This is a genomic window from Pandoraea soli (assembly GCF_902459595.1).
GTDB classification, from domain to species: domain Bacteria; phylum Pseudomonadota; class Gammaproteobacteria; order Burkholderiales; family Burkholderiaceae; genus Pandoraea; species Pandoraea cepalis.
Genome location: NZ_CABPSG010000001.1, coordinates 404,352 through 416,310 on the forward strand (window position 1 = coordinate 404,352; position 11,959 = coordinate 416,310).

Consider the following 11,959-nt stretch of genomic DNA (forward strand, 5'->3'; position numbering starts at 1 on the left):
ACGCCGCACTTTCGGAATCGCCCGGGCCGTACGGTTCAAGTTCTGCCTCTCATCTGCCGATAATCCCTATGACCCGTTCTGAAGACGCCGACGGGCGGGGAGGCCGCGCGCGCTCTGCGGCCCAGGCATTCAAACTATCGATCCCTATGTATAAGAACGCTACGATTCGGACCAGTCTGACGCTGGTCCTTGGTTTGCTTGGCGCACTACTTGTCCTCGTCAGCGGTCTGGGCCTTCAGGCGCTCGGATCCAGCAATGACTCCCTAAGCAGGATGGCAACGCAAGACACGCCCGCGCTGGCCGAACTCAAGGGCACCGGGGAACAGATTCTGCGGACTCGCCTCTCAATGGCCACCTATGCGTCATACGTCAGCCTGGGCGCCAACCCGGACGAGTCGGAAAAAGTCCTCAAGCGAGGCACCCAATACATCGCCGCGTCGGACGCTCTGTGGAGCGATTATCTGAAACGTCCCAAAGAAGATGCGCACGAAGCGGAGTTGGCCAAGTCAACCGACGCCAAGCGCCGCGCTTTTTTCGATCAGGTCGTCACGCCTGCGCTCAACGCCCTGAAACAAGGCGATGTGGCCGGATTCCACCAGATTCAAGCGCGCGTCGCCCCGCCGGCGTATGCCGCGCTCGATGCGGCCATGCGCGAGTTGCAGGAGATTCAGATCGCGCGGCAACAGGCTCGCTTCGACGCAGCGCAGCACCGCTACAACGTCATGCGCATCGCCTTGGGGGCAACCCTGGCTATCGCATTGCTCCTTGCGCTGTGGGGCCGCGCCATGCTCGCGCGCGCCGTGCTGCGTCCGATCCGCGACGCCATCTCGCATTTCGAGCGGATGGCCGCCGGCGATCTGAGCCAGCGCGTCGAGCAACACACGCGTAACGAGATGGGCCAACTGTTCGGGGCCCTCGGCCGGATGCGCGACGGTCTCGCGGGCACGGTCGGCACGGTGCGAGAGAGTACGGAAGCGATATACGCGAACGCCCACGAGATTGCTGAAGGCAACGCCAACCTCTCGCAGCGTACGGAAGCGCAAGCGTCGTCGCTGGAGCAAACGGCGGCGAGCATGGAAGAGCTGACCGCCGTGGTCAAACAAAATGCCGAAAACGCCCGAGCCGCCAGCCAACTCGCTGTCACTGCTTCGGAGACCGCATCGCGCGGTGGCGACGTGGTGCAGGAGGTCGTGACGACGATGCGCGACATCGCCGCGGCGTCGCAAAAGGTCAGCGACATCCTGACGGTCATCGACGGCATCGCCTTTCAGACGAACATCCTGGCGCTCAACGCGGCGGTCGAAGCCGCCCGCGCTGGCGAGCAGGGCCGCGGCTTTGCCGTGGTGGCAGGCGAGGTCCGCACGCTCGCGCAACGCAGCGCGTCGGCGGCAAAGGAAATCAAGGGATTGATCGAGGCTTCGGGCAACCGGGTCGAGACAGGCACCCGCCTCGTCGAGCGCGCGGGCGAGACGATGGTGGACGTCGTTCAGTCGGTCAAACGCGTGACCGACATCATGGGCGAGATCTCGGCGGCCAGTGTGGAGCAGTCGAGCGGCATCGAGCAGGTCAACCGGGCCGTGACGCAAATGGACGAGATGACGCAGCAGAACGCTGCGCTCGTGGAAGAGGCCTCCGCCGCGGCTTCGGCGCTGGAAACGCAGGCCATGCGCCTGAGCGAGTCGGTCGCACTGTTCCGACTGTCGGCTCACGAAGCCGCGCGCCCCCCCTCGCTCAGCGAGGGCGACGCGCCGCTCGACACGCCCCCGGGCAGACTGGCGCTCGCGGCCTGAGGCTCGCGCGGGTCGATCAAATGCTCGCGCGCTGCTCGAAGCCTTTGATCGGTGAGTCCGCGACCCAGGCCTTGTCGACGTCGCACGACGAGACCTGCGCGTGCTGCGGCCCCTCGCGCATCCATTCGCACAACGCGAGTAGCTGATCGGCCTCCCCCTGCGCGATGGCCTCGACCGTGCCGTCGCGCCGGTTGCGCACCCAACCGTTGAGTCCGATCCGGCGCGCCTCGTCCACGCACGCGGCGCGATAGCCGACGCCCTGCACCAGCCCATGCACTACGATCTGCCACGTTGCCGTCATGGCCCCTCCTACGGTGATGGACGATGGGCAAGCCAACGCGAAACCAACGAAAAAACGGACGAAGGGCCCGATCGAGATCGAGCCCTGTCACTACGTTAGCACACCGCCGGGGCACATCAAATGCGGCACATCTAATAGACGTCGCGGCGATAGCGCCCCTGCGCCGACAGGTCGAGCAGCACGTCCGTTCCGATGGCGTCGGCCAGCGCGGCATCCACCGCGGGCGCCATGCCGGAGAGGCTGCCGCACACATAAATCGACGCCCCGCGCGCCACCCAGGCCGCGATGTCCTGCGCGGCTTCGCGCACCCGATCCTGGACGTAGCGGCGTTGCGCCTGATCGCGCGAATACACGCGGTCGAGGCGCGCAATGCCGCCCTGCGCCTGCCACGCACACAACGTCGCGTCGTGGAAATCATCGTGCGCCGCGTGACGCTCACCGAAAATCAGCCAGTTGCGCCGCTGTCCGTTAGCGATACGTTCGGCAAGGTGCGCGCGCAGTCCGGCCAATCCCGTGCCGTTACCGATCAGGATCATGCCGTGCCCCGCCGCCGGGCCGTGAAAGCCGGGATTCGGGCGCACGCGCATCCAAACAGACTCGCCCAACGCCACGCCCTCGGTGAGCCAACCGGACCCCAGTCCCAGCGAGCCATCGGGATGGCGAACCTGGCGCACGAGCAACAACAGTCGCCCCTCGTCGCAGGTCGACGCAATCGAATACTCCCGCACGGGCAACGGCGCCAGACGCGCCAGCCAATCCTGCAGATCGATGCCAGCGGGCGGCGCGGCGTCGGGCAACAGGCGTTCGCGCAACGCGTCGCCCAGCGTCGTCTCGCGTCCAGCGACACTCACCCGCACATCGCGTGCCCAGACACTCCTCGTGAGGAAGGTGTCCACGCGCGCAACCGAATGGCGCGGCTGCACCTCGACCCAATCGCCCGCCATCCATTGCACGCCCGCTGGCGGGGTGAACGCCAGGTGATAGGCCGGCAAACCGGCGCTGCCGGGATTGAGCAGGTCGCGCTCGTCCAACGTCCAAGGCTGAAAGCGGGCGCCGCCGTGTGGCGTCGCCGCCGCCAGAGGATGGCCGAGCCATTCGCCAAGCCGTTCCTGCCAGCGCGCCCACGCGCCCGGATCGCCGCGGTCGACTTCGATGGGCTCGAACGCCGCCACGCCGCCCTGTGCACGCAGCCAACGATCGAGTTTGCGGCCAAATCCGCAGAATCGGTCGTAATGGCTGTCCCCCAACGAGAGCATCGCGAAGCGCAACGTCGGCAGGGCCATCGCCCGATTCATCCATTGCTGCGCAAAGCGGCGCGCGCTGTCGGGCGGCTCGCCATCGCCGAACGTGCTGACGATGAACAGCGCCCGCCGGGCCGAACCGAGTTGCGCCTGACCGATGCGCGCCAGCGGCTGGATCTGGGCCCGGACGCCCGCGCCTTCGAGCATGCCGGCCGTCTGCCACGCAAGATCTTCCGCCACGCCACTCTGACTTGCATAGCCGATCAGCACCCTATCGTCCGCGAACGTGCCCCCCGCGGCGATCGGCGAGCCAGACCCCGCCACGCCCGGGCGCAATGCCGCCAGCGCACGCTTTTTCTTGCGACGGTCGAGATACAGCATCCAGCCGGTGACGAAAAACACCGGCATCATCAGGCTCGAGAGCATCATGACAACGACGCCCGCCGGTCCGAAAAAGCTGCCGCGATGCAACGCGTAGATGCTCGTCATCCATTGGCCGCCCGTCGTCCTCTGGGCGTACCGGTCTTCGTTGCGAATCGCGCCGGACCGCGCATCGATCTCCAGACGGTTGAACGCCCGCTCGTGCGGCGCCGACGTGTCGAGCCACGTCACCTGCAGCGGACCACCGGATTTCTGCGCCGGGCGCAGGTACACCTTGGTGTAGTCCGGCACATGCCCGGTGAAGCTGCGCCACGCCGTGCTCATTTCGTTTGTCGTCGCGGCCAGATCCGGCAGCGCCGCCGGCTTGCCAGCACCGTGCGCGGCCCGCTTCGGCGAGGTAGCCGGCTTATTGCGCACCGGTTGCGACACGCCCGCGATTGAGAACAGCATGCCGCGCCACCAATCGTATGACCAATACAGGCCGGTCGTGGCGGAGAGCAGATACGGCACCAGCACCACCGTGCCGATCACCGCATGCAGGTTCCAGAGGAACGGACGACCGCGCTTCTTGAGATCGATATGAAACCAGGCTCGCCAGTGACCAATCCGTCGCGGCCAACGCAGATACAGGCCACTCAGCGCGAGCACGAACAGCAGCAACGTGGCCACCGCCGTAATCTGCTTGCCGATCCCGTCCACCGTGAGGAAACGATGAATATCCATGATGAACCGGAAGACGGCATCGGCCTGCGACCGGCCAAGCATCTGCCCGGTGTAGGGGTCGACGAAATAGGTCTCGCCGCGCGGCCCATCGCCCACGGACAGCCGCACGCCGACCGCGTCTTGCGGCGCGTGCGTCATCGTCATGAGCAGAACGCGCCGGTCGGGCGCCGCCTCATGCACGCGCGCGAGCAGCTCGGGAATGGGCAGCGGCGCCGTGTCGCGCACCGCGACGGTCATCACGCCCGGACTGAAGGCCCGAGTCAGGGCGTCGTCATAAGAAAGCAGCGTGCCGGTCAGGCCAACGACGGCCAACACCAGCCCGGCGGTAATGCCAAAGCCCCAATGCAACTGAAACCAGAGTCTTTTCATCATCGTTATCGTCCGGCGCACATTCGAGCGCCGGAATCGGCGCATGCGCGGCAGGTGTGCCGTGCCGCCGTCCCCGATGGTCCACTTTACGGCAATTGTGGAATGTTATTGCAAACGATTCTCATATTCAATACCAATTTAACTTTCCAAACCTTGTAGGCCTCATCCGACAAGCGTTTCATTGAATGGACGACTTCCTGTCGGTTTTTGACGGGGTAGGATGATGTCTTCCGCGCGGATGTCCGCGCTCCCGCCCACCGAACCGCCGCACGTCACGTCTCGTCTGCCCTCCCCTGCGCCCGCCGCTCGGCCCCGGCGATGACCTATCGACCTGCGGCACGATAGCGACGGAGTGCCATGCAACCCCTAGCGTTTTCCCCGCCCGCCACAGGCCACACGACACCGGCCGACACTTGCCACGTCGATGTCACCACGGTCGCCTTCTTTTTCGACCTCGACGGCACGTTGGCCCCGCTCGCACCGCGTCCCGACGCGGTCAGACTGCCGCTCGACACGGCCAATGTGCTCGCCAGTCTGTTCCACCGCGCGTGCGGCGCCATCGCCGTCGTCTCGGGGCGCGCCATCGACGATATCGACGGCCTGCTCGCCCCGTTACGCGTGCCCGCCGCCGGCCTGCACGGCGCGGAAATCCGCCATGCCGACGGCGAACGCGTTCGCGCCGAGGGCTATGCCGTCGACGCGGAGCGAATTGCGTCGATGATCGCGCCGCTGCAGGCGCTTGTCGCCCAGCACCCCGGCCTATTATTGGAGAACAAGGGCAGCGCGCTGGCCCTGCACTACCGTGGGGCCCCTGAACTGGCGAGCGTGGCGCGCGACACCATGCGCGCCCTGACCGAACTGCATGCCGAGCGCTTCGTGCTGCAACCCGGCAAGCTGGTCTTCGAGCTGCGTCCGCGCCACGTCAGCAAAGGCCGCGCCATCACCACCTTGCTGCAAGAGGCGCCGTTCGCCGGTCGAACGCCGCTCTTCGCGGGCGACGACCTGACCGACGAGGCCGGGTTTGCCGAGGTGAATGCGCTGGGCGGCATCACGATCAAGATCGGCGACGGCGAGACGTGTGCCCGCCACCGTCTGCCGTCGCCCGAGGCCCTCACGGCCTGGCTGCTGACATTGCACCCCGCCGGCCAGCGCCAACCCTCAACGGAGAACGGAACATGAGTCGCCTGGTCATCGTATCGAATCGGGTAGCCCCCATCACCGAAGGCAAACCAACCGCTGGCGGACTGGCGATCGGCGTGTACGAAGCCCTCAAGGACACCGGCGGCATGTGGTTCGGCTGGAATGGGGAAATCGACGCCGCGCCGGCCACGACGCCCGAGATCGCCCACCGCAACAACGTCACGTTCGCGACCGTGCCGCTCACGCGACGCGACTACAACACGTACTATCGTGGCTTCTCGAACGCGACCCTGTGGCCGACGTTCCACTACCGCGACGACCTCACGCGCTACCAGCGCGACGATTACAACGGCTACCGCCACGTCAATGCGCGCTTTGCCGCGCTGCTCGCGCCGCTGCTTGAGCCCGACGACCTGATCTGGGTGCACGACTACCATCTGCTGCCGTTCGCGCAGGCGTGTCGCCAGATCGGCGTTCAGCAGCGACTCGGCTTCTTTCTACACATTCCGTTCCCCGCTCCGCAGGTCCTCATGACCGTGCCCCCACACGAAGCGCTGGTGCGCGCGATGTGCGAGTACGACCTCGTCGGCTTCCAGACCGAAACCGACCGCACGGCATTTACCGACTATCTGGTACGCCACGCCGGCGCCACCCTGCACGACGACGGCACCGTCACGGCCTTCGGTCGCACGCTGCGCACGGGCGTCTACCCGATCGGCGTCTATCCGGACGAGATTGCGCAGCAGGCGACCGCGCGAGCGACGGTCAAGCACATCCTCGATCTGAAGCAGGGACTGCAGGACCGCAAGCTCATCATGAGCGTGGATCGCCTCGACTATTCGAAGGGGATGGTCGAAAGATTTCGTGCGTTCGAGCGCCTGCTCGAGCTGTGGCCGAACCAGCAAGGAACCGTGAGTTTCGTTCAGGTCGCGCCGCCCAGCCGCTCGGACGTGGCGGGCTATGGGGAAATTCGCCAACAGTTGGAAACCGAGGCGGGGCATATCAACGGGCGCTTCTCGGATCTGGCCTGGACGCCGCTTCGCTATATCAACAAACGCTACGCTCATGAAGTTCTGATGTCGTTCTTCCGGGCGTCGCAGGTAGGTTACGTCACGCCGCTGCGCGACGGCATGAATCTCGTGGCGAAGGAATACGTGGCGTCGCAGGATCCGGCGGATCCCGGCGTGCTGGTGCTGTCGTGCTTCGCGGGTGCCGCGCAGGAACTGGACGGCGCGCTGATCGTGAATCCTTACGACATCGACGGCATGGCCGAAGCGTTGCGCACGGCGCTGAACATGTCACTTTCCGAGCGCCAGACGCGCCACGCCAGCATGATGGCGACACTGCGCGAGCACAATCTGTCGACGTGGCGCAACCGCTTCATCGCCGACCTGCGCCCCCCGACGAACGCCGCTAAACCAGCCTTACTGCGTACGCAACCGGCCGCGGCCTGAGCGACCTTAGCGGCCTTAGCGGCCTGAGTCGACGGGGAAAAGTCACCAGAAGGCGCGCCGCGCCGTGCGACGCGCCGCTATGATCTGCCCCGATAAGGTCGCGACGGCCTGATGGTCTTACTTACCCGCCGGACGCGACTGCTGCACCTGCGCCAGACGTTTTTGCAAGCCGTCGGCGATTTCCTTCTGGTGGGTTTGATTGGCAAAGTCGATGGCCGTCATGCCGATCTGGTTCTTCAGACGGACATCCGCACCGCCATCGAGCAACACCTTGCACGTGGTGATGTGCCCCCCGCGCGCGGCCATCATGAGCGGCGTGGTCCCGTTGGGCGACTCGGCGTCGACGTAAGCCGACGCGTCCAGCAGCATCTGCACGATGTCATCGTGCCCGTTGGTCGCGGCGTAATGCAGCGGCGCCCAGCCCTTCTTGTTGACTTCGGCATCCTTGTCGATGAGCAGCTTGACCATCGGCGTGAGACCTTGCAGCGAGGCGATCATCATCGCGTTCTCGCCTGCTGCATTGGTCGCATCGAGATCCGTGCGCTTATCGTCGATGAGCAGACGCGCAACGTCCATCGACTTTTCGCGCATCGCGATCACCAGCAGCGGGTTACCCTTCTCGTCTGTCGAATTCGGGTCGACACCCGCCTTGAGCGCTTGGGCGATGGATTTCGTGTCATTGAAGACAACCGCCTTGACCAGGGCGCTATTGGACGTGGCCGCCGTGGCGCACGCTGTCAGACAAAACACACTGAGCAACATCCAGGCTCGGATCATCGAAAATTTGCGCATTGGGGGCTCCTGTCGGTAGTCCGGTGAGTAACGGAAAAGCAATTCGGTCAATTGGGCGTACGGGTCGCAGCGTTCAGCGCTTCGCCGTGGCGAACAAACGGAAGAAATTCTCCGTCGTGACATCGGCGATCTTCTGCAGCGGCTCGCCGCGCAGATCGGCGATAAATTCGGCTACATGCCGGACGTAGCCCGGCTGATTGAGCTTGCCGCGATAGGGCACGGGCGCGAGGTACGGCGAATCGGTCTCGATCAGCATGCGCTCGAGCGGCACGCGCCGCGCCACGTCCTGCAAATCGCGGGCGCTCTTGAACGTGACGATGCCGGAGAACGAGATATAGAAGTTCTGATCGAGCGCGCCTTGTGCGACCTCCCAGCTCTCGGTGAAGCAGTGCATCACCCCGGCGGGCTCGCCCGCCTGCTCTTCGCGCATGAGGCGCAGCGTATCCTCGGCGGCCGCGCGCGTGTGAATGATGAGCGGCTTGCCGGTGACGCGCGCGGCTCGAATATGCGTGCGAAAGCGCTCGCGCTGCCACGCCATGTCCTCGATGCTGCGGCCTTCGAGCCGGTAGTAGTCGAGCCCGGTTTCGCCAATGGCCACGACTTTCGGGTGGGCGGCCAGACGCACAAGGTCGTCGACGCTCGGCTCGGGCGTGTCCTCGTAATCGGGATGGACACCGACCGAGGCGTACACGTTGTCGTGCTGTGCGGCGATGTCCAGCACTTGCGGCAGCGTCGGCAGGTCGACCGAGACACACAAGGCGTGGCTCACCTTGTTCTCACGCATGCGGGCGAGCAAGTCGGGCATCTGCTCGGCCAGTTCCGGAAAATTGATATGACAGTGCGAATCGATGAACATGATGTGCGATCGGTGTCCGGTGCCCTGCGTCAAAGCGACGCCGGCCCACCGAACAACTGTTGATATTGCAGGAAAAGGGCTTCGAGCAGCACGCGGGTATTGAGCGGGTGATTCTGCACCTGACGCTGCTGCGCCAGCTCACGCAGGAAGCCGAGCAGGCGCACGTCGTCCGTCGCATCACCGCAACGGCGCAACGCCTGGGCATGACTCGGGAAAAAGCGCACAGTGCCCGCCATGCGCTGCGCGAGCACGTCGAAACACCACCGTTGCAGCGTCTCCAGAATGCCCGGCAGATTGCCCTTGTGCAGTTGTTCAGCACAGGCAAAGCCGTCGATCGCGGCGCCCTGTGCAAGCTGACCGATCAGCCAGTCGCGCCAGGCGCGCTCGTCCGGCTCGGCGAGGGTGCGGGCGGCGAGCGGCGCCCCGCCGGTCTCGGCCAGTACCGCGGCGGCGGTGGCGGCGTCGAGTCGCGCGTCGCTCATCAACCATTGCGTTGCCTGCGCGTGGTCCGGCCGGGTCAACACCATACGACGGCAACGCGACAGAATCGTCGGCAGCAGACGGTCCGGCTGCGTCGTCACCAGCAGGAAGACCACGCCCTCGGGCGGCTCTTCGAGTGTCTTGAGCAGGGCGTTCGCCGCATGCACGTTGAGCGCCTCCGCCGGATAGAGCAGCACCACGCGTCGCCCCTGACGGTGCGAACCCAGGCTCGCGAAGTCGATGACTTCGCGCACCTGTTCGATCTTGATTTCCTTGCTCGGTGTCTTGGTTTTCTTGTCGCCGTCGGCTTCGGCGCGGGCGTCGGCACCGGGCAGGCTATCGGCCAATATCTCAGGGCAGATGGCACGAAAATCCGGGTGATTGCCGCTGGCGAACCACTGACACGCACCGCACGTGCCGCATGGCAGATGGTCGGCGCGCGGCGATTCGCACAGCAGGCCCTGCGCGAACGTGCGGGCAAGCGCCAGCTCGCCGATGCCGGGCACGGCCTGCAACAGCAGCGCGTGCGGCATCTGGGCGCGCAGGTCGTTCAGGCGTGTCCAGTCCTGTGACTGCCAGGGATACAGCATATGGGCTCCTTGGCCGATAAATGCGTCGGGCGAGACAGCGAAATAACTACATGGCGAGACCGCGAAATGCCAACGCAGCGAGTCGGTCGAACCAGCGGATTATCGCGCGTCAGCGCGTTCCGTGCCCGGGCACCCCGAGACGGGCGAATACGCCCGCGAGTTGCCCGGCAATCGCGTCGATGCTTTGCGCGGCGTCAATCACGATGAATCGCTCTGGCGCGGCCTTGGCACGACGCAGGTATTCGCCTCGCACCCGTGTGAAAAACGCCGCCGATTCGCGCTCGAACTTGTCCGGCGCCCGGGCGCCCGCCAGCCGTGCGGCGGCAATTGCCGGATCGAGATCGAACAGAATCGTCAGATCGGGTTGACGCGTGCCCTGTACCCATTGTTCGAGGATCGCCAGCTTGTCGCGTGACAGGCCGCGCCCGCCGCCCTGATAGGCAAACGTCGCATCGGTGAAGCGATCGGAGACGACCCAGTCGCCGCGCGCGAGCGCCGGTTCGATCACCTTGGCCAGATGCTCGCGGCGTCCGGCGAACATCAGCAGCGCCTCGGTCTCGAGATCCATCGGCTCATCGAGCACGAGCTTGCGCAACGCTTCGCCCAAGGGGGTGCCCCCCGGCTCGCGCGTAGCGACGACGCTGCGCCCCACACTGGCGAGGCCCTGACGCAGCGTGTCGACAAAGGCGTTGACGTGCGTGCTCTTGCCGGCGCCGTCGATACCTTCGAACGTAACGAACTTGCCCGGCATCGCGACCGTGGCCTCGGGGGAATGCGTCATTGCTCACCTCGCTGAAATTTGTCCACGGCGCGATTGTGCTCCTGGAGGTTCGCCGAGAAATGGCTCGTGCCGTCGCCGCGCGCCACGAAGTACAGCGCGTCGGTCGACGCGGGATTCAACGCCGCCGCAAGCGACGCCATGCCCGGTAGCGCGATCGGCGTCGGCGGCAGCCCAGCGCGGGTGTAGGTGTTGTAGGGCGTGTCCGTCTGCAAGTCGCGCTTGCGCAGACGCCCCGTATACAGATCCCCCATGCCGTAGATCACCGTGGGATCGGTCTGCAGCAACATACGCTTGCGCAGCCGATTGACGAACACGGCCGCGACCTGGCCGCGCTCCACCGCCTGCCCGGTTTCCTTCTCGATGAGCGACGCCATGATAAGCGCCTCGTAAGGTGTCGTGTAGGGCAGTCCCGGCGCACGCGCGGCCCACGCCTCGTCCAGGCGCTTCTGCATCAGGCGATAGGCCCGCTTGTAGATATCGACGTCGCTCGTGCCTTTCGGAAACAGGTAGGTATCGGGAAAGAACATGCCCTCGGCTTCCGCACGATCGGCGCCCACGAGCTGCATGAGATCCGCGTCGGGAAGCCCGGCCGTGTCGTGCCGCAACGCCGGGTTCGCGTCCAGTTCGGCGCGCATCTTCTTGAAGGTCCAACCTTCGATGATGGTCACGACATACTGGTTGACATCACCACGCGCGAGCTTTTCCATCACCTCGAATGGCGTGATACCGGTCGCAAACTCGTAGTTGCCCGACTTGAGCTTGGTCCCCACGTCCATGACGCGAGCCAGCAGATTGAACAACAGCGGTTGTACCGGCACGCCGCCGGTACGCAATTGCGTCGCCACGCTGCGCACCGAGCTGTAGGGTTTGATCGTGACGTCGAGCGTTGGCTTGCCCAACTGCAAGGGGGCTTGCGCCCAATAATAGAATGCGCCGCCCGCCGCGAGCGCAGCGACAATCAACAGTACGAACAGGCGTTTGATGAAAGACATGAATTGCAGGGTAAGCCATCCAGCGACGGCAGCGGGTTCGGGGGACTCGGTCAGACAGCGTGGCGCCGA

General features: G+C 65.3%; 10 protein-coding genes. 3 read left to right on the forward strand and 7 right to left on the reverse strand.

All coding sequences use genetic code 11. From position 1 onward, the window contains the following. Positions 1-146 precede the first annotated feature (146 nt). Positions 147-1,790: a methyl-accepting chemotaxis protein gene (locus PSO31014_RS22805; protein WP_150550005.1), complete on the forward strand. Its 1,644-nt coding sequence runs from the start codon at positions 147-149 to the stop codon at positions 1,788-1,790. 16 nt (positions 1,791-1,806) lie between these two features. Here the strand turns inward: PSO31014_RS22805 and PSO31014_RS01635 are convergent, their stop codons facing one another. Both PSO31014_RS01635 and PSO31014_RS01640 read right to left on the reverse strand, forming a co-directional pair. Then, the gene (locus tag PSO31014_RS01635; RefSeq protein ID WP_150550006.1) at positions 1,807-2,091 is read right to left on the reverse strand and encodes an acylphosphatase; all 285 of its coding nucleotides are present in this window, start codon (positions 2,089-2,091) and stop codon (positions 1,807-1,809) included. 131 nt (positions 2,092-2,222) lie between these two features. After that, positions 2,223-4,808, reverse strand: coding sequence for a PepSY domain-containing protein (locus PSO31014_RS01640; protein ID WP_174976341.1), 2,586 nt, complete (start codon positions 4,806-4,808; stop codon positions 2,223-2,225). 354 nt (positions 4,809-5,162) lie between these two features. Between PSO31014_RS01640 and otsB the strand changes: the two genes are divergently transcribed. Both otsB and otsA read left to right on the forward strand, forming a co-directional pair. After that, the gene (gene otsB / locus PSO31014_RS01645; protein WP_150550008.1) at positions 5,163-5,984 is read left to right on the forward strand and encodes a trehalose-phosphatase; all 822 of its coding nucleotides are present in this window, start codon (positions 5,163-5,165) and stop codon (positions 5,982-5,984) included. After that, complete coding sequence (otsA, locus tag PSO31014_RS01650; RefSeq protein ID WP_150550009.1) at positions 5,981-7,399, forward strand: alpha,alpha-trehalose-phosphate synthase (UDP-forming); 1,419 nt, start codon at positions 5,981-5,983, stop codon at positions 7,397-7,399. Before otsB ends, otsA begins: the two co-directional genes overlap by 4 nt. Positions 7,400-7,516: 117 nt before the next feature. Here otsA and PSO31014_RS01655 read toward each other — a convergent pair whose 3' ends face one another. The 5 genes from PSO31014_RS01655 to mltG form a co-directional block, all read right to left on the reverse strand. After that, positions 7,517-8,191 carry an ankyrin repeat domain-containing protein gene (locus tag PSO31014_RS01655; protein WP_150550010.1) on the reverse strand — a complete coding sequence of 225 codons (675 nt, stop codon included), beginning with the start codon at positions 8,189-8,191 and terminating at the stop codon, positions 7,517-7,519. A 73-nt stretch (positions 8,192-8,264) separates the two neighbouring features. Further along, positions 8,265-9,047: a TatD family hydrolase gene (locus PSO31014_RS01660; RefSeq protein ID WP_150550011.1), complete on the reverse strand. Its 783-nt coding sequence runs from the start codon at positions 9,045-9,047 to the stop codon at positions 8,265-8,267. Between the two features lie 29 nt (positions 9,048-9,076). Beyond that, positions 9,077-10,117, reverse strand: coding sequence for a DNA polymerase III subunit delta' (holB, locus tag PSO31014_RS01665; protein WP_150550012.1), 1,041 nt, complete (start codon positions 10,115-10,117; stop codon positions 9,077-9,079). A gap of 109 nt (positions 10,118-10,226) precedes the next feature. After that, positions 10,227-10,898 carry a dTMP kinase gene (tmk, locus tag PSO31014_RS01670; protein ID WP_150550013.1) on the reverse strand — a complete coding sequence of 224 codons (672 nt, stop codon included), beginning with the start codon at positions 10,896-10,898 and terminating at the stop codon, positions 10,227-10,229. After that, positions 10,895-11,890 carry an endolytic transglycosylase MltG gene (mltG, locus tag PSO31014_RS01675; protein WP_130026127.1) on the reverse strand — a complete coding sequence of 332 codons (996 nt, stop codon included), beginning with the start codon at positions 11,888-11,890 and terminating at the stop codon, positions 10,895-10,897. Before mltG ends, tmk begins: the two co-directional genes overlap by 4 nt. Between the last annotated feature and the right edge of the window lie 69 nt (positions 11,891-11,959).

Coding starts and splice junctions, on each gene's coding strand:
- PSO31014_RS01660 (WP_150550011.1), bottom strand. CDS start 9,047: ATGTTCATCGATTCGCACTGTCATATCAATTTTCCGGAACTGGCCGAG.
- otsB (WP_150550008.1), top strand. CDS start 5,163: ATGCAACCCCTAGCGTTTTCCCCGCCCGCCACAGGCCACACGACACCG.
- PSO31014_RS01640 (WP_174976341.1), bottom strand. CDS start 4,808: ATGATGAAAAGACTCTGGTTTCAGTTGCATTGGGGCTTTGGCATTACC.
- mltG (WP_130026127.1), bottom strand. CDS start 11,890: ATGTCTTTCATCAAACGCCTGTTCGTACTGTTGATTGTCGCTGCGCTC.
- holB (WP_150550012.1), bottom strand. CDS start 10,117: ATGCTGTATCCCTGGCAGTCACAGGACTGGACACGCCTGAACGACCTG.
- otsA (WP_150550009.1), top strand. CDS start 5,981: ATGAGTCGCCTGGTCATCGTATCGAATCGGGTAGCCCCCATCACCGAA.
- PSO31014_RS22805 (WP_150550005.1), top strand. CDS start 147: ATGTATAAGAACGCTACGATTCGGACCAGTCTGACGCTGGTCCTTGGT.
- PSO31014_RS01635 (WP_150550006.1), bottom strand. CDS start 2,091: ATGACGGCAACGTGGCAGATCGTAGTGCATGGGCTGGTGCAGGGCGTC.
- tmk (WP_150550013.1), bottom strand. CDS start 10,898: ATGACGCATTCCCCCGAGGCCACGGTCGCGATGCCGGGCAAGTTCGTT.
- PSO31014_RS01655 (WP_150550010.1), bottom strand. CDS start 8,191: ATGCGCAAATTTTCGATGATCCGAGCCTGGATGTTGCTCAGTGTGTTT.